The following is an 18,807-nucleotide window of genomic DNA, read 5'->3' as shown; positions in this document are numbered from 1 at the left end:
AAAAAAGGCGCCACTAATCATTATTTTGTAAGCAAAAAGTTCAGAGTAAAATCTTTTTAAAATATAGATCTCGGTTCCAAATAAAATAATAGATTATGGATAATTATGGATTAGGTACATTTATGCCGGGGTATTTAAAAAGTGTAAATCCAAAGGAATTTATAGGTTTTTTTGAGAAAAATTGAAAAGGGGGGATTCAATATGCATGCAGGCTTTTGGAAACGCTTTTTGGCCTATATGATTGACTACATGGTGATTTTAGGGGGATACTTTTTATTCTTTATTATTTGGGCTGGTTTTGAGTTATTGCTGAATGGCATTGGTGTGGAACAGTCCACTAAGGAATTGATTTTAGGCATCTTGGGAGTTCCAATTTATGTTGTAATACCGTGGTTATATTATGCTATATCTGAATCATCTAGTAAACAAGCGACAGTGGGCAAGATGGCATTGGGTATTATTGTGGTGGATCAGCACCAGCAAAGGATTTCGTTTGGAAGAGCTACCGCGAGATTTTTTGGTCGGATTCTATCTGCCTTATTATTATGCATAGGATACATCATGGCTGGATTCACCGAACGCAAGCAGGCGTTGCATGATATTTTATGCGGTACATATGTTATGAATCGTAACTCTTTAGATCATGTAGAACTTCAAGATATCAAAACATCTTGAAAAAAAGAAGAAGTAGCTGGTTCGCCCGCTACTTCTCCTAGAATTATAGATTATAAGAAAACTATCAGTAACTTTTCGCCCCAATATACTTGTCCTTCCAGTAGGAGCTACCAAGTTCACTTACTTTTACCCCTTCAGTTGATGATGCATGGATGAACTCTTCATTGCCAATGTAAAGGCCGGCATGGCTTGGTCCGTTTCCTTCCACATCAAAGAATACGATGTCCCCGACAGAAGGTGAATCTACTTTTGTTCCTTCTGCATAGATCTCTTTTACCGTACGCGGAAGGTCTTTGTTTTCTGCTTCATCAAAAATATAGTTTAAGTATCCGCTGCAGTCGAAGCCTTCTTCAGGTGTCTCTCCACCCCACTGATAAGGGGTACCCTGATATTTCTTCGCCACTTCGACGATATTGGATCCTTTATATTCGACACCCAATGCTTCGAGTGTTTCCTCTCCGGCAATTCCATTTACCGTAATTCCTTGAGCCTTTTGAAACTTTTTAACGGCATCTGTTGTATATTCTCCATAATATGTAGTTGTTTCGCTATAGCCAAAATATCCTTTTTTATCTAATAGTTGCTGCAATTCCTGTACATCTGAATGAGTCATCCCAGGTTCGAGCGTCTGATCCCCTAAAGCTGCATGACCTGTCACTGGATTGAACGCAATAACACCCGCTAATGCTAACCCTGCTACTAATCGTTTCAAACTATCATCCCCTTATACTCTGATCTGTCCAATACTAACAGGTGGAGATGACAGCGAGATATTAGAAGGGTTACAGGGGGATAACAATTTTTGGACAGGAATCACTGGATTGTAATATTTTCTACTATATCAAGTGGGACGAGGGAGCTGACATAGGACGACATTGGGTTATGTAGGATGCAAACTTATATGAAAATAGTAGGGGCCAGACCCTCAGCCTGTAAATAGGTTAAGGGTCTGGCCCCTAATTACCTTTGAACAATATATTCACGAATATTGACATCGAATTCAAAGGTAATGTCTTGTGTGATGGTTTCGCCCCCTGAAGTCACGCTTACATTCAACACCATGGTGACTACGCTATCTTCTTTAAGATTCATACTTCTTTCGTTCAATTGATCCATCAGGACGATGTTACTCCTTAGGACGCCTGGATAATCCTCATCATTGTAAAAGTCCAATGGGATGGAGAGTTCCTCGTTATGTATTTTTTCGAAGGTCACATCTTCAGAACCATAAACTGTAATCGTGTTGATGACCACCGCCGCATCCGAATCGATTGGCTGATAGGCCGATAGCATCACCATATACTTTTCATCCCCTTCACCACTGGAGCCAATATGTCGCGTATATGGCAAGAAAAGAACCTCTCCGGCCATGAATTCCTCATAATCCGCTTTTTGAAGTTCCTCTTCAGTTATGGCAACTTTATCTGTTTCCTCATGAATCAGATCAGTGATGGATGCTGTTTGAGTTTGACATCCCGTGAGAATGACGGCTAATACTCCGATGATGAACGATTTCTTTAACATGGCTTCACTCCTATGGGGACAGGTCCCTTGTCCCATTATTTGGCCCCGCGCGCAAACTCTGTTTGAATGGTGGGGCGACGAGCCAAAAGAACAGCCCCATTTTAACGGACGGAACCAGCTTTCTTCCCTCTATTCTTTTGTTTCTTCTGTGAACCGGAACTATTTACCTGACGCCGGAGCTCCGCCACCTCTTTCCTCAATAGATCCAGTTGCAGATCGACATCATGTTCGCTGCTATCCTGCGACACGGGTTTAGGAAGGAGACCGATGAACCGCGCCAACGAAATGATCGTCATAAACAAGCCGATGATCGCTTGCACAAAAATGATCGTACGGGCGACATCCTTAAAATCTGCCAGGCTGCCTGATCCGAAAGTGACCATGGTGACAAAGCTGAACAGAAGGGTATCCAGCATGTTCCCCTGAGATACCACGACACCGATTTCTGAGGATAAAACCATATACGAAACCGCAAACCAGAAAATGACCTCCACGTAATTATGAATCAAGAGCACCACCAGCCTGCGATAGCTTTTCACATGATAATTTGCGCTCTGATACGGATCAAACAGTAGCACATTAACCTGATACACCGTAATCTCAAGTATCCTCGTAAAACTGTACCCGAGCATTAGCCATGCAGCCCAAGAAGGCACAACTCCAATCTGCAGCAGAACCATACATACCAATGCAAAAGCCAAATTCCCGACAACCCAGGCCTCCACAAAGAAATGAGATCCACGGAGCCCCGGGATCAGCCTCACATACTGAAACACCGACACATACCTCAACACATGAAACAACCTGCGCCAAAAATCAACGATAAACGAATCTGTCAAACTTTCCACCTACTTGCAATAATGTATTGTAATTTTATTATCTAATAGATTTACAGAATAATCCATGTGTTTTTGAAGGTGGGGGACAGGTATGCAATTTCATTGGGAGGAGCCTTTTTGATGTGCTATACATTCTAAAGAGATTAATAACTTTGTTATAGTGTTGTCTCACTTCTTTTTACATTTTTTTCTATAAATACATATTTCTAAATACACTTAATGGTATAATTTCACTAGAAATTATGACGGAGGAGGTTAAAAAAGGAGTATGAGGAATACTTTAGTCATAGCAATAATAATCGTTTTCACATTATCGGTTATATCCATCGCACCGGGCATTGTACCGTTTATTTTTCTAGGTGGAATGATTTATTTAAAGACCAAGTACCCGATAATAAAAGGTGCAATCGGGGAATGGTATGTAAACAAAGAACTGAGTAAATTAGGGCCGATGTACAAGGTGTACCATGATCTGTATATTCCAAACGAGGAAGGTGGCACATCACAAGTCGATCATGTTGTGACGTCTCCTTTTGGCATATTTGTAATTGAAACAAAGCATTACGACGGATGGATATTCGGGAAAGAGAACCAACGACATTGGACACAGGTTATTTACAAGCGAAAAGAGAAGTTTCTTAACCCTATCTGGCAAAATTACGGACACATTGAAGGGTTGAAAAAATATCTGGGCGAGCATAAATTTTATTCCATCATTGTGTTTTCAAGTCGTTCTACCTTGAAGATGGAGGATAACTTCAATTCTGCCAGAGTGATTCAGATTCCGCAGTTAAACCGCGTCATAAAAGAGTGGAGTCAACAGAGTCAGATGAGTCAAGTAGGTATAGTTGAGCTACAAAGAATAAATCAAGCCCTTGAGCAGCTAACAATCAAAGACCGTAAACAAAAGCGACTTGTACATAAAAAGCATGTAGAGGCCATTAAAAATAAACAAAGAGCAAACGAGGTAGCTGCAACGGCAGAGAAGGTCCCGCCACCCACCATATCGCCCGCTTCAATCACCTCCTGTCCCAAATGCGGAGGTCAACTCACCAGGAAAAAAGGGAAATATGGCTCGTTCTTTGGTTGCAGCCAATATCCGACTTGCAGGCATACGGAGAAGGTTTCGTAAGTGAGATTCATGCGAACGGGTTCCTTGGTTGATACATATCAATAAATGGTTTGTGGGTATGAGGGGCTTCAGAGAAAATGGATTACGGTGTTATTAAATGGACATGAGTTATATGAAGCTAGAAAAAGATTGTCATAAAAATGGAGTGATGAAATCACAAAGGCAGAGTCATTTTCATGATAGTTCTAATGAAAACAAATATACCGGCAAGACACTCTCTACTAGAGTTCTTGCCGGTATTTCATTTTAATGAGCAAATGTAATAGCCTTGCATGCAAGAACAGTAGGCAGTTACTAAAGAAGCAAAGAACCGTCCCGCTGCTTATCGCTGCTTAATTAGTAAGGCAAATGAAGACCAAAAAATGCCGGTCATTGTATAGAGGAAAGGTCTTCATAAGCGAGATGAAGACCAAAAAACCGGTCATTGTATAGAGGAGAGGTCTTCATAAGCGGGATGAAGACCAAATTGCCGGCCAATATGTAGAGAGGAGGTCTTCATAAGCCAAATGAAGACCAAAAAGACAGTCATTGTATAGAGAAAAGGTCTTCACAAGCGAGATGAAGACCAAAAAACCGGTCATTGTATAGAGAAAAGGTCTTCAGCTCAGCATTTACCTTGAGCCATGAAAGGAAGCAAAGAACCGTCCCGCAGCTTCCCCTAAAAATTCGAAGCTTGCGGCTGCTGATGAATCATTTCAGTTCCAGATTTCCTTTTCAACAACACCACTCCAGCATAGGAGATGCCAAAGGCGATGATGGTGCTGAACAGGAACGTCAGCAAGAAGCTGAAGCCGAAGCTGACATTGAAAAGACCGTCGAACGTCGTATCGATGGACAGCTTCATCAATTGGAAGATGGCGGTATTCATCATTCCGAAGACAAGGGCATAGGCACCGATCTCATAAAGCAGATTTCCGGCTGATGCCCTGCGGAGAGCGACACCTGCCCAAAAATGCAGCAGAATTGGCACCAAGAAGAAGTACCAAAGGCTGCCAAGTACCTGGGTCAGACCTTGTGCCATCTCTTGGGATTCCTCCACATTTGCACCATCCGCCTTCGAACCGCCGAGAATGGAATATTTGGCTCCAAGATTCTCGTCATACGCGTTCACTTCAAACTCAAGGGACCCGAGGTGGGCAAGGTTCCACATGTAGGTGCCGGCCTGGATGAGGAAGAAATCGACCAGATAGGCTTCATCCCCGACCTCCTCTTTAAGGTCTTTAATATCCGCCTTATTACCAATCACTACAAGAGTCAGTACCATACAAATGACAACGCCAAGTACAGTATGAAGTGCTGCACGCTGAATCGAAACGCCAAAACGGATATTTCCTCCAGGGCCTTTCAGCTGCGGGGCCATCCCGATGATGGAGCCGATGGTAGTGAAGATGATGCTCAATATAAGCGCATTAACAAGAACAACCATAAACTGATAATCTGCAGAAACCGTAATCCCCCCGAATAAACTTGTCGGATCTTCCAATTTGACGGATACCCCGGCAAATGTGGAGATGATGGCAACCACTACGGAATAGACAACAGAAACAGGGAGAATCGTATAAAAACGCTCAATTGCTGTCCGGTCGGTCGCCTTACGGTTTGCCAGGAAGCCGGCTAAAATCAATCCGACAGCAGAAATGATGGCAAAAAAGCTGATCCATCCGGATGTCATCAAGCTCATTTCCTGACCAAGGACCGATACAGAATATTTGACCCCTGCCAGGTGGCTCAACATCAGCACGTCAGTCATGGAAATGAACTTCAATCCGGAAGTGAACATTTCCGTAACATCCCCTCCCAAAATATCCCTCATGGCACTGTTGATGAAGATGGAACCAATAAAAGAAAGGATCAGCAGTATGCCAATGGCGATTCCTGCATACTTTGCAGCATGTTTCAGCCCCAATCCACTGAACTTTTCAGCAAGTCCTTCTTCTATCACAGGCAAAGAGCCAGTCGACTCCGTTCTGGACTTTTTGGATCCTAGAGAAAGAATATCCCCGGCTCCTGCTTTCTTTTCCACCACTTTTTCCAATGATATACCGCAAGCCGTACAGTATAGGGCATCCAGCTCATTCTTATGGCTACAGGATTTACAGTAATTCACGGTTTCCTTTACTGTTACAATCTGATCACTTGTTCCAGTCAAAGGCAACCCGTCATTGACGCAATAATGGGCTCCCTCTGGATTTTTTGTACCACAATGTTTACAAAACAATATTCTTTCCCCCCTTTAATGTACAATTTAGGCTTTTGATCCGCAGCATGGACAAAAATTGGCACCGACTGGTACGACTTCTTCACATTTGCCGCACGCGCTTGCCGTACTCAAGTCGATCTCATTCGGCTGTTCAATTTTCGACCCGCAGCCGCCGCAGAACCTATCTGTCGCTCCATTCACCGTACCGCAGGAGCATGCAATCCCGTTCTGTGTTGTCTTGGAAAGCTCTGCAATCTGCTTAGAAGCTGTATACATCTGTTTGTCCAAGCCGACTATTGAACCAACGTGGGTCGCCAGCTCCTCATCCTGAATCAAACCGCTGCGCAGCTTGCGATATGTGACCTGTCCCAATTCAAGCAATATCTTGGACTTCTTCCAGGAGCTTTCCGCCATGCTTTTCTTCAGCCTGCTGATCTCCTGTGCAACCTGAAGCTTCTGCTTGCCCTGTTCGATTCCCCCCTGTACCTTCGATAGACCTTCTCCTAATCTTGTCTGTAGATCATTCGCCAAATCCTTCACCCTTTCCGAAATGGATATCTATAAAGCCATAATTGCAAAATCATATAAATAGTATGTAAGAGGAGTAGGGAAGTAGACCTATTAGTTTTATGAAAAGGAAAAAAAAGGTTGTTGTGTTTGATTTGGTCGAACAGTTCCCCAGTGTTTAAATTAATTTTTCAAATCTAGATTTTAATGCGTTTCTTCCACAACTTTCAGGGGAATATATGGAAGACGAGGAGGAGTACATATGAATTTACACAATGGTCATCTATATTGGCCTGAATCCTATACAAACATCACTCATTTTCCGGAACTAGAAGAAGACATCTCTTGCGACGTATTGATTGTGGGCGGTGGGATGGCCGGCGCCCTGTGCGCACATGTATTGAGCAGGGAAACGGAATTGGATGTGGCCTTGATCGATAGAAGGCATCCCGGCTTCGGCAGTTCCTCCGCAAATACAGGGCTACTGCAATTCTCGAGTGACAAGATGCTTCACGAACTGATGGAACAAATGGATGAGCAGGATGCGGTTTACTTTTACAAGCTCTGTCAGGATGCAATGAAGGATCTAACGAAGGTCGCATCTGAGCTTTCAGAAGACCCGGATTTCCGGACACAGAAAAGCCTGTACTATGCCAGCTCCAAAGAAGACGTGGCAAAGCTTGCCCGTGAATATGAGGCGTTAAAGAAGAACGATTTTCCCGTTGAATACTTGGAACCATCGGACATATCGTCCAGGTTTCCATTTTCCAAGCCTGCTGCTCTCGTCACAAGCGGGGATGCAGATGTGAATCCATATAAATGTGTTCAGATCATGCTAAAAGACGCTGCAGCCAATGGCGTCAGAATCTATGAACAAACGCCTCTGCTTCACAAAACCAAAACCGTTCATGGTTTTACCTGCGAATCGGAAAAGGGCACCGTATCAGCACGTTATCTCATTTTTGCGACAGGATATGAAAATGACTTTCTCGCACAACAGATGGGTGCAGACCTGAACCGATCATATGCGATCGTAACCGAACCGGTGGAGAGTTTAAGAACGTGGCACAAAGAGTGGATGATCTGGGAAACAAAACGTCCTTATCTCTACATGAGAACGACAACGGACGGAAGAATCGTTGCTGGCGGGCTGGATGAAGACACACCAGAAGCGCCGTTGAACGAAGGATTGATTGAAGAAAGAGGAGAGCGCATCTTGCAAAAAGTCAAAGAGCACTTTCCGGATATCTCACCAAAACTCTCGCATGCCTGGTGCGCGACCTTCGGCGAATCACACGACGGCTTGCCATACATCGGCGAACACCCAAACCGCCTTGGTGAATATTACTGTTTAGGCTTTGGCGGAAATGGGACGGTATATAGCATGCTCGGTGCCAACATCATCAAGGACCTGATCACGAAAGGGGCACACCCTGCGTCGCGGTTGTTTACAATAGAGCGTGCTGAAGGTTTTTAAGCAGTTTCCTCTATTTAGTTGTTACTATGAATTGTTTCTTTGGGTACTAAAGTATCAAACTTAGATGATAAACAGAGTCATATTCCAGATAGGGATAAGGCTCTGTTTTTTTTGTATCAATTTCGATGTTTATGTAATGGGATTAATGATATCAGATGATCGTTTTTTAGTTTCCTTGAAATGAATAGTGGATAATTCCTCTAAAAATATGGTGGGTCCTGCTAGTTTAGTAGTATAATATTACTAGTGTATTTCTACATATTAAAGAATGATAGGTGTATGAACATATGTTTAAGAATTGGACCGCAAGGTATATTGGATTTTTGATATTGGTTTTTCTCTTTATTTTATTGGCTTATCCCTATATTGATGTATCAAGGGAGATTATTATTTTAATGGGGGTTTATCTGATCACGGTTCCTGTGATCGGCCACCTTTACTTCAAGCGGAAACAGTTCCAGCTATATACTTTTATTCTGGCATTAGTTTTGGGGATTTATGGTTTTTTGACAGAGCCTGTAAAGGACTATTCGGTTTCAAATGCCATATATTCGACGTTCCGTTTATTTATATTGGATGTGGATAATGTTTTTGAACCGACAGGCAGCAAATTTGTCAAGTATCCGCTGATCATTGAGGTGGCACGGTGGTCCGCTGCGTTATATACCATTTCGACGATTTTTAGTCTAATTTATTCCAAATTCCACTATAGATTAATAAAGTGGCTGATTGGCAAAAGAGGAAATCATATTGTAATCAGCGGGTACAATTCTTTCAGTGAGTTAACAGCTATTAAGCTGACAGAAAGCCGCTATAAGGTTGTCATGATCAGCGAGGACATACCCTATGACAGAAAGCACGAGCTCGAAGATAAAGGGATATTCATCGTCTCAAAAAAAATGGATCCCTATGAGACGTTCAGGAATGCTTCCGTATTAAATGCAAAGTATTGCATTTTGTTTCACGAGAAAGAGTCGGAAAATCTTGACGAGCTAATTGCGCTTAAAAAACTATTTGCATCCCAAGGACAGTTAAAAAAACGAGGGGAGCAACTTGAAATCATCATTCACCATAAAGGACCTGCCAATCTAAGGATCATAGAAGATATCGAGGGTGAGTTGAGAACAGAAAACAGCCACTACTTTGCCATCAAGCAGATTAATACATACAAATTGATTGCAGATAAGCTATTTACAGACTTTCCGCTTTATCGAGGCTATGAAGAACGAGTGAGAAGTAAAGACTCGGAGCCTCTGCACCTATTGTGCATTGGTTTTGGGGATACAGGACAGCACCTAATGCTTGAAGCATTGGAACGGGCCCATTTTATCAATCGGAAAAAGCTCAAAATTACAGTATTGGATAAGGCAGCTGAAACGTTAAAAAAGGAATGGAAAAGACAGTATCCCAACATTGATAAAGTAGGAGATTTTCAATTTGTTCCATATAACAACCTACAGCAGAAATTGGATGAAGTGGTTGCTAATTACGACTTCACTCATGCCTATATCTGTCTTGATCAAGATTATGCAGATATCATAGAAGGGCTGGAAGTGTCGAAGAGAAACAAAGACCTTCCTGTATTTGTAAAGGTTAACAAACAAGGAAATGTAAGTGAATGGATTCATGAGAATACGACTGCTTTTAAAAATCTCCATCAATTTGGAGACCTTGAAAAGGTATTGAACACGCAAACTCTGTTAAAAGAAGAAATGTCCTCTTTTGCCAAGAAGACGCATGAGAGTTACAGAGACCTACAAATAGATCTTTTGAATAAAGGAATGGAAGGAGTCTACGTGCCGGATGTCTGGGAGAGTCTGAACCAATTTACCCAGGAATCCAACCGGAGCACCTATCAGCATATTGATACAAAGCTGATGCTTTTGGGTATGAGGGCAGTCCCTTTGTGTGGAGAAGGAGAAGAAATTGACTTCCTGACCTTTGAAAGCATGGTTAAGAAAAGCTTGGAGGATGTCGCTGCTGCGGAGCACCATCGTTGGAACGCTTTTCACTTTTTAAGGGATTGGAAGACGATGACAGACAAAAGCCTTCCGGATTATCCTAAATCCGAATCCCTAAAGCAGCATGCTGCACTTGTTCCTTGGGAAGACCTGAAGATACTGGAAGGAAAACTGAATAAATCCTACAGCTTCTATTGTCGTAAAGCAATAAAGGATTTGTACTATATCTTACCTAAAGACTACAAATTAATACCATATAATAAAGGAGAATCAGTCGATGAGTAAACAACTCGTAATAGGAATAACCGGTCATCGGCGGATACATACATATTTCCAACAGAGAATTGCACAGGAAACAGACTATTTTTTAAAAAGGATAAAAGGGGAGAACCAGGACTGTCACCTTGTCCTTCAGTCACCGCTAGCGGAAGGGGCAGATAGGATAGCAGCAAAAGCTGCTTTACTTAACGGATTCGAATTAATCGTGCCTCTCCCATTTGAAATAGAAGAATATAGGAAAGATTTTGACTCAGAGAAATCAAAAATGGAGTTTGAGGAACTAAGCAGTCAAGCCACCAAGGTTTTTGTCCCTGAATTGACAGATTTCAAACTGAAGAACAGGGATGATGGATATCTGAGGGTAGGAAGCTATCTGGCTCAGTCGAGTCATATTCTGTTATCGTTATGGGATTTACGGAAGGACCTCGAGCTAAAAGGAGGAACCGCACATATCATCCACTATCAGTTGGAAGGATTCCCTCATGACCTATATTTCAAAAAGGCTTTGAGTGATAGAAAAACCTTTGTCATTCCGACTCCTAGGGACGGGATTAGGCATACTGAGGAACTGAAGGGATTTTATATAACAAACTCAATATACAAAAGTTTGAAGTGAGGTGTCAGGATGGAAAGTCCAAAAGGCTCTGTTTTTATCAGCCATAAGAAAGAAAATCTAACTGAAATCCTTCCTTTTATTCAAATGATTGAATCAAGTGGAATTCCTTGCTGGTATGCACCAAGAAACATTCCAGAAGGACAGGAATATCAGACCAGAATTGCAACAGATATAGAAAAGGTGGAACTTGTTCTCGTATTCATCACAAAGGAATTGGAGCAGTCTGTGTTCGTTCCAAAGGAAATTGACAGGGCCATTACCTATAACAAAATCATTTTGCCGGTAATGATGGATGGATCTACTGTTCCAAAATCACTGGAGCTCTTCCTTTGCAATATTCAGTGGTTCGATTTGTATCAATATCCTACACGAGAGGAAGGCTGGGAAGACTTAAAGTCGATTGTAGAAGATATCTACGAAGGGAAAAACAGCTATACTCCAATATCTCATGCTTCTAGTTCCATTAGTAGGCCCTACATACATAAAGTAGCGGGACAGGAACATCTGGTTCTCTATGAAGCCCACCCCAACACTGTTCAAAAGGTGAGGAATGTCTACGTCCCTCCAAGGAATGTGGCGGGAATGGCGGAGAGGCTTCAGAAGGATAGATGGCTGATAGTTGAAAGCGGATTGCCAGTCGGAAAATACTCCACCGGAATCTATCTTTTAGATAGGATGAATGTAAAACAGATATTGGAGTGGCCAGTCGATGTACTATCGGCAGAGCTGCTTACCTATCCACTGAAGAAGGATACGGGTTATCTGGTTAAAACCCACCCTGCACTCTTTCAGCAATTCTCTCAATCACAGATAGAATATATGCAGGATCAGCTTAAGGAGAAACATTCTTACATGGTGTTCCTTTCTGAATTGCCTATTGGGGATAAAAATTCTGATATACCTGTCTTTCAGCTTTCTCCTTCTTATGATAAACAGGAGATTCTGTTCAATCATATTCGAGCTTCTGGAGCTGAAAGTGACCTGGATCTTCTACATGGTTGGATACAATCCCCAAGCGGGATGAAACTCTTAGCCAAGTTGCTTTATCCATATGAACTCGTGGGCCTTGCAGAAAAACTTGTAAGATTCAGTAATGGTGAACTGTCAGAAAATGAACTGATAGTATCCGATTCTGAAAGTGTGAAAGAAAGAATAAGAAGGTGGGTTTCCCAACCGAAAACCTTGAATGATTTTACATTCTATTTTTCCCTGACATTATATGAAGGCGAGACATATGCCACAGTCACTAGGAAGTCACAGGACCTCTTATCTGTGATGAATCAACCGCATCTTGCAGAAGTAGCCGCCCTGAAGCAGAAACAGGAATATCTGCAAAGCTATTTTGCATACATTCAAGGTCAGTCTGTAGTTAACGATCTAGGAACCAGGGTGGTAGAAAAAGTGTTTCTTAAAGTTCAGGAGGATGCCATCTTCTTTTGGACCTATATGTGGGATGAGTTCCCACAGTATAGGGAGAGCCTTGCGGAATGGGTTCATCAGTCAGCACCAGGCATGAAAACTAATGTTCAAAACAGATTGATGGAAATCCTTACCGAGCTTGCACGGATGGATCTGGATTCTATTCGCAAGCTGTTCCTGCTTCCATGGGCCAGATCCAAGAACGCAAAATCACGGAAGCTGGCTATCTCTTTATTGAATTATTTCAACAACAAAACTACTTTTCAAAAAGAGGTTTTGCTACTCGTTAAAGGGTGGGCAAGAAGTGGAAATCAGCAACTACAATCGACAGTCTGCACTTTATTGGGAAGCCCTTATGGATTCAAGCATTTTCCTACCAGCCTGGAAATGTTGAAGGAGATCTATCAGACGAATAGAAAGAAAATGTATTATTCTCTCCAACAAAGTTACCAGCAAATCACCGCCATTGTTTCATGGGATAAAAAATACGAAATTACCTATCTCCTGTTTTGGAACAGTTGGCTTGAGAGTATCACGGATAAAAAGGGTTTAGTGGAACTCCTCTCTTTTTCACATTCAGTATTCCAGGCAAATAAAGAAATGTTTTTGAAAGCAGAAACGAAGAGGATTCCACAATTCTGGCTGCCGTTTTTTCTGGTTTCCTATTCGTACCGTGACAGCAGGGTAACGGCAAATCGATTGCTGGACGGCTTGATCAGAAGCTGTACAGGGAACGATCAATACCGGGATAAAGTAGTAGAACTGATTTACACTCTTTATGTCCAGCTTGACAGCACTAAGCGGGAGAAACTGGATAGCTTCCTTGCAAGCGGCTGTAAAAATAATGAGCGGACCTATGGACCGGTATGCCAAAAACTAGTACTGAAAGTTTAGGAGGATGAGAACCATGGAGATTATAAAGAGTATAGACCAAGTAAATGCATCCTTTTTTGGAGCAAAAGAGCTTACTCCCTATCAGGGGGAGGTATTCGTCTATTCAAACGGGTATGGGGCAAGCAAAGCGATATATCCAGGTGAACGAATCACCAAAACAGAAATGAAGGCACAAAAATTATATACGAAATATACTATCAGTATTCTGCCGTATTCCTATCATCATAATGACGAGCATCCAAGCAGCGAACTTGGTAAAAATTTTAGAATCAATCTGGATTTCCATCTCAAGGTTACCAACCCAAAGGCAGCCGCGGAGAAAGAGCTGTTCAATCTTCAGTCCTACGTTGATGAGAGCCTGCCCTACTGGATTAAAAGCGTAACAGAATCTTATCCAATCTATAGGTATCTAGAAGTGGAACAATTGATCAAGAAGCTCCCTTCCGAATCGGATATGGAATTCGAACTACAGGAGCGGGGCGTTGAGATTACATCATTCCGTTCTTCCTTGACTATAAGCAAAGAGGATTTGGAATTCATAAAAGAACAGGAACGGTTGGATAGAAAGTTCAAGATCCTTGAGCAGGAAAAAGAAAAAGTAAGAGAATTGGAAAAGAAAGAAATGGGTTGGAAAAAGGAAGATATTGAAGCCACCAGAGACATGAGTGATGAAGAAAAGTTCCGAACCATTGCCGGTAAGGATGTGCAAGCGAAATATTATGAAGATAAGCTGAAAAATGACCAAAGAATACAAGAAGAGAAGCAGAAACTGATTAACAAAATCCTCTTGGATTCCAATCTTGAGGATGAAGAAAAAATACAGCTGATTAAGAATATGGGAGAAGTTTCAGAGAAGCCACAAACTTTTATATCTAACAGCGCTATACCAAAAGTAGGCAGTGGAGAAAGCATCTTTAAAGCAACAAAGGCGACCATCCCTGCATCAAGGCTGGAGGATGAGGACGATGAATGAGGTGCCAATCTATATTGCTGCTTGGATTTCTTTGCCCTTATTGATTAGAAGCATCCTGATCATCATCTCAGTAGCTCTTATTTCAAAGCCTGTGATCAAATACGCAATACCTTATTTACTGATTGCACTTGCAAAAATACTTATGGTCATTGTCTCCCTTCTTGGCGGAATGCTAATTACACTAATGAGTTTCATGCTGAAAAAGAAATTACAGGAGGGGGGACCACCACCATCAAGTATCGTACACTTGGAATCAGTAGTCGAAAAAACGGTAGAATTTTGCAACTGGACTGTTTCCCAGCTATCTAAGAAAAATAAAGAGAATCAAAGAAGCCGATTTAATTCGTACTACAGAAAAGTCTGGGTGACCGCAGTGGCTATAGTGCTACTTTCGCTTTATTTCCTTCCTAATTCAATATTAAGTGCAAAGTGGGCATCTTTAGATACATGGATTATTGAAAATCCGCTTGATTCGGGTCATCTTTCACAGGAAACAGCAAGATTGATACTGGAAGATAAATTAGATGGAGCGAGTAAAAGTGTAGATGCAGCACTCGAGGAAAATACATCTATTTTTGTTCTGATCGATAGTGTAGACGGAGGAAATCTTAGAATGGATGCAACCGTCCAATCAGAAAGCATCGCCATCATAAACCCCGAAGAGGAACTGGTCTATAGTGGCGAAAGTAAACAAAATGAAGATGGAGTAACATGGTACTACGTCCGGAATGAGAGTGGAAAAGTAGGATGGATTTCCGGCACGATTGTTAGGGAGAAGTAGGGAAGCACGGGACGGTTCACTGCTTCCTGTTAGCGGAGGATAACAATGAAAACGAGGTAATCATACTTAATGCTTCAAATCCAAAAGGCGATCCTAACACGATTGCCTTTCCGCTTGTTACCCCACAATCTTTGAGACGATAATTCTGTCGTAATTGTTTGAAAGTTTCTTTTTTCTCACCATTTAAATATCCTCCTTTCTTATCACGATGCTTACTTATATCATTTTTTTAATAATATTATAAAAATTCCCAAAAAATATACATATATTTGAAGTTGTATGATAAAATTTTCATAGTACTTTCGTATAGGGGGGATGAAAATGAGTAATAAAAATGTTTTACAGATGATTTGCGGAATCCTAATGTTTATCAGCTTCTTCAGTGGCTGGGTGCATACTGGCATTTACCCGGTTTTTCCATCCGAACTGATTTCGGCTTCAGATGAATGGATTCTGAACAAACTACTATTCTTCCTGCTACCTGTGTTAGGTTTTGCCAATGCTTTTTACGGCTTCACCAAGAAGTATAAAACAGGAATCAGCCTATTAAGTGCACTGCTTTGTATTACTTTAATGATTGCTGTGTATATGGGTGTAAGAGTTACCGACTTTGCTCTTCATACAGGATTCTACCTGGTCGTTTTCGCCTTGATTTCCGCCATTGCTTCTGTTGTTGTAACAGAGAAAAAAGTGAACATAAACAATGTGAGTGGTTAAGAACTGGGTAGGGTTTAATGCCTACAATCTTAAGGGGAATACATAGGCTTTTTCTAAGCCTATGTTATAAAAAATAGCTAAGGCACAACTAGCGGTTAAATGTTAGTTGTGCCTATTTTTATATAGAAGCAAGAGAAGCAAGGGGACGGTTCTCTGTTTCCTTTCCCAAACCGCAACGCTTTTGATTAAAAGTGGACGTGTCAAAGCTTGCTCGTGAATATGAGGCATTAACCTTCACCTCCTTCTCCGCAAAACCAAAACTGTTCATAAATTTATATGCAAATCTGAAAAAAGCACTGTTTCCGCGCGTTTACCGGTTAGTCATCCGATATATACAGGAAAAGAGCCTGACAGAAAAAATTATTGTGTTCGATTTTAAACATACTTAAAAGAAGCAAAATATCCAAAAACAGCCCAATGAAAAAAGAAAGCGTTGTCAAAAAGTATAGACAACGCTTTAAAATTGACATATAATTCTAATAAATTAGATTAATTAAAACAATTAATCTATTACTCGCAAATAATTTAATCTACTAGGGGGGATTCTTTAAAATTTTTTCGAAACGTTTCAATAATTTGACGTGTATGTATTCAAATAAAAGCAAAGAGGTGTGAGTTCATTGAAAAAGTTCAAATTTTTATTTGTCATGATGCTTAGTTTTATTATTATTCTTTCTGGATGTTCATCTAACAAAGAAACAAGTGGAAACTCAAAGTCATTAAAGGTATGGCAGATGGGAGCAGCAAGTTGGGATCCATTAATTAAGGAGTTTGAAAAGGAGACAGGTATTGATGTTGAGATTCAGGCTATTCCATGGGATCAGGCTCATGACAAAATTTTGACTGCTGTTGCTTCAGGAAAAGGTCCGGATGTATTGCAAATGGGCTCCACACAGATGGTTCAGTTTGCAGGGGCAGGTGCTTTTCTTGATCTAACTGATAAATTGGATGAATATCCAAATATGGCTTCTGATAATTTTTATGAAGGGGCATTAAAAACATCCGTAATAGATGGTAAAACGTATGGTATACCTTGGCATGTTGATACACGGTTACTCTATTATCGGACTGACCTTTTAGGTGAAGTAGGATATCCGGAAGGCCCTGAAACATGGGAAGATCTGCTTGACGCTTCCAGACAACTTGCAGCTCGGGGCGATGATCAGTATTCCGTAGATTTAGGAACTGATATCAACCATATTTGGTCTTATGCTTGGCAACAGGGTTGGGAGTATGATATCGAAAAAGGAGCAGAAAATTTCGCAGACCCGGCATTCAAAAAAATGGTTGAATATTATCAAACGTTCTATGAAGAAGAACTATCTCAATTAGAGAAAGGTAAAGATGGTGTCCAGGCATTTGCTGACGGTTCAAAGCCGATGTTCTTCAGTGGTCCGTGGATGATGGGGATTGTAAAAGAACAAGCACCTGATATTGATGGAAAATGGGATGTTCGTGTTATGCCTGATGGGGGTACAAATAAATCAATGATCGGTGGATCACATTTATCAATTTTTCATAGCACTAAAAAAGAGGAGCAAGCACTGGATTTTGTCAATTGGATGGCAAGTCCGGAAACGCAATTGAAATGGTATGAGCTTGGTAGTGAACTTCCTGCCAATATAAAGGCTTGGGAAGATTCCGCTTTTACGGATAATTCCATGGTAGCTACTTTTGGTGAACAATTAAAAAATACTGAAACGCCACCAAATATTAAAGAGAATAATAGAATTGGACAAGAAGTATTGAAGATGCTTGAACAGGTTGCTCATGGTAATAAGGATATTGATTCGGCAATAGAAGGCCTACAAGCAGAAGTTTCAAAAATTCTATCTGAATAATAGGAGACAAAAGGGTGCATGCGACATTTGTGTTTGCACCCTAGGTTCTTTTAAGTATCCAGAAAGGGGGATGAAAATGAATAGCTTCAAAATGAAAATGACACCTTACTTATTTATTGCACCTGCTATCCTATTATTGATGGTTTTTGCATTTTTACCGATTGTTCTTGCCTTGATTATCAGTTTTACAAACATGGATTTGCTTGGACTGGCAGACTGGTCACAAATTAGTTTTATCGGAATGAAAAACTATCTTGAACTTTTACAAGATGACACCTTTTTTCAGGCAATCGGTAATACTTTTTTTTATGTCATCATTGGCGTGCCGTTGGCGGTTTTCAGTTCGTTCATTATCGCATATCTTTTGAACCTGGTAAGCAATTGGATATCTTCGACCTTCCGGGTCATTTTTTACATGCCATCAGTTACAAATATTGTGGCCATAGCGGTAATTTGGGGGTTTTTATACAACAATAAATATGGTTTGTTCAATTATATCCTTTCGCTATTAGATATAGCTGCAGTTCCATGGTTGGATGATCCATTGATTGCAAAGCTCTCTCTAATATTGCTGGCCGTATGGAAGAGTAATGGAATTAGTATGTTGATTTTCTTAGCTGCATTGCAGTCTATCCCCAAAATGTATTACGAGGCAGCAGATATTGATGGAGCTAACAGATGGCAGAAATTAATGAAAATTACGCTCCCTTCCATGAGTTTTGCTACTTTCTTTGTTACAGTGACTACATTGATAGGTTGGTTCCAGTTCTTCGAAGAACCATTTGTCCTGACAGAAGGCGGACCGTTAAATGGGACGAATTCCATAGCGTTATTTATCTATCAAGAAGGCTTCCAATATAATGAATTTGGTTATGGTGCTGCCGGGTCATTCATACTTTTTGCAATCATTATTACATTTACACTTATTCAATTTAAAATAAGTAAGTCAGAACAAAGTATGTGAGGTGCGCT

General features: G+C 41.0%; 16 protein-coding genes. 11 read left to right on the top strand and 5 right to left on the bottom strand.

What is annotated here, in order from left to right:
• Positions 1–201: 201 nt before the first annotated feature.
• Positions 202–675: an RDD family protein gene (locus JOC95_RS01770; protein ID WP_204412826.1), complete on the top strand. Its 474-nt coding sequence runs from the start codon at positions 202–204 to the stop codon at positions 673–675.
• A gap of 64 nt (positions 676–739) precedes the next feature.
• Here the strand turns inward: JOC95_RS01770 and JOC95_RS01765 are convergent, their stop codons facing one another.
• From JOC95_RS01765 to JOC95_RS01755, 3 genes are all read right to left on the bottom strand, one after another.
• The gene (locus JOC95_RS01765; protein WP_204412825.1) at positions 740–1,387 is read right to left on the bottom strand and encodes a C40 family peptidase; all 648 of its coding nucleotides are present in this window, start codon (positions 1,385–1,387) and stop codon (positions 740–742) included.
• A gap of 248 nt (positions 1,388–1,635) precedes the next feature.
• Positions 1,636–2,199, bottom strand: a complete 564-nt coding sequence (locus tag JOC95_RS01760; protein ID WP_204412816.1) for a hypothetical protein — start codon at positions 2,197–2,199, stop codon at positions 1,636–1,638.
• A 101-nt stretch (positions 2,200–2,300) separates the two neighbouring features.
• A complete protein-coding gene (locus tag JOC95_RS01755) occupies positions 2,301–3,038 on the bottom strand; it encodes an ion channel (protein ID WP_204412814.1) in 738 nt (245 codons plus the stop codon).
• Between the two features lie 268 nt (positions 3,039–3,306).
• On the opposite strand from JOC95_RS01755, the gene JOC95_RS01750 reads away from it, so the two are divergent.
• Positions 3,307–4,170, top strand: a complete 864-nt coding sequence (locus tag JOC95_RS01750) for an NERD domain-containing protein (RefSeq protein WP_204412812.1) — start codon at positions 3,307–3,309, stop codon at positions 4,168–4,170.
• A 658-nt stretch (positions 4,171–4,828) separates the two neighbouring features.
• Here JOC95_RS01750 and JOC95_RS01745 read toward each other — a convergent pair.
• Both JOC95_RS01745 and JOC95_RS01740 read right to left on the bottom strand, forming a co-directional pair.
• Entirely contained in the window at positions 4,829–6,388 is a 1,560-nt protein-coding gene (locus JOC95_RS01745) for a zinc ribbon domain-containing protein (RefSeq protein ID WP_204412810.1), read from the bottom strand.
• 27 nt (positions 6,389–6,415) lie between these two features.
• Entirely contained in the window at positions 6,416–6,901 is a 486-nt protein-coding gene (locus JOC95_RS01740; RefSeq protein ID WP_204412808.1) for a zinc ribbon domain-containing protein, read from the bottom strand.
• A gap of 238 nt (positions 6,902–7,139) precedes the next feature.
• Between JOC95_RS01740 and JOC95_RS01735 the strand changes: the two genes are divergently transcribed.
• The 9 genes from JOC95_RS01735 (at position 7,140) to JOC95_RS01695 (ending at position 18,799) form a co-directional block, all read left to right on the top strand.
• Entirely contained in the window at positions 7,140–8,354 is a 1,215-nt protein-coding gene (locus JOC95_RS01735; protein WP_204412806.1) for an NAD(P)/FAD-dependent oxidoreductase, read from the top strand.
• 287 nt (positions 8,355–8,641) lie between these two features.
• On the top strand, positions 8,642–10,600 hold the full coding sequence (locus JOC95_RS01730) for a hypothetical protein (protein ID WP_204412804.1): 1,959 nt from the start codon (positions 8,642–8,644) through the stop codon (positions 10,598–10,600).
• The gene (locus tag JOC95_RS01725; protein ID WP_204412802.1) at positions 10,593–11,210 is read left to right on the top strand and encodes a hypothetical protein; all 618 of its coding nucleotides are present in this window, start codon (positions 10,593–10,595) and stop codon (positions 11,208–11,210) included. The genes JOC95_RS01730 and JOC95_RS01725 overlap by 8 nt, the downstream gene beginning before the upstream one ends.
• Positions 11,211–11,219: 9 nt before the next feature.
• Positions 11,220–13,523: a toll/interleukin-1 receptor domain-containing protein gene (locus JOC95_RS01720; RefSeq protein WP_204412800.1), complete on the top strand. Its 2,304-nt coding sequence runs from the start codon at positions 11,220–11,222 to the stop codon at positions 13,521–13,523.
• 13 nt (positions 13,524–13,536) lie between these two features.
• A complete protein-coding gene (locus JOC95_RS01715; RefSeq protein WP_204412798.1) occupies positions 13,537–14,496 on the top strand; it encodes a hypothetical protein in 960 nt (319 codons plus the stop codon).
• Complete coding sequence (locus JOC95_RS01710; protein WP_204412797.1) at positions 14,489–15,277, top strand: SH3 domain-containing protein; 789 nt, start codon at positions 14,489–14,491, stop codon at positions 15,275–15,277. Before JOC95_RS01715 ends, JOC95_RS01710 begins: the two co-directional genes overlap by 8 nt.
• Before the next feature lie 321 nt (positions 15,278–15,598).
• The gene (locus JOC95_RS01705) at positions 15,599–15,994 is read left to right on the top strand and encodes a hypothetical protein (protein ID WP_204412795.1); all 396 of its coding nucleotides are present in this window, start codon (positions 15,599–15,601) and stop codon (positions 15,992–15,994) included.
• A 620-nt stretch (positions 15,995–16,614) separates the two neighbouring features.
• Positions 16,615–17,835: a sugar ABC transporter substrate-binding protein gene (locus JOC95_RS01700; RefSeq protein WP_239582657.1), complete on the top strand. Its 1,221-nt coding sequence runs from the start codon at positions 16,615–16,617 to the stop codon at positions 17,833–17,835.
• Positions 17,836–17,911: 76 nt separating this feature from the next.
• Positions 17,912–18,799: a carbohydrate ABC transporter permease gene (locus JOC95_RS01695; RefSeq protein WP_204412793.1), complete on the top strand. Its 888-nt coding sequence runs from the start codon at positions 17,912–17,914 to the stop codon at positions 18,797–18,799.
• Positions 18,800–18,807 lie beyond the last annotated feature (8 nt).

Source organism: Sutcliffiella tianshenii, from assembly GCF_016908565.1.
Lineage (GTDB): Bacteria > Bacillota > Bacilli > Bacillales > Bacillaceae_I > Sutcliffiella_A > Sutcliffiella_A tianshenii.
The sequence above is the reverse complement of the archived record's forward strand: the minus strand, read 5'-3'. Positions and strand labels throughout refer to the sequence as shown.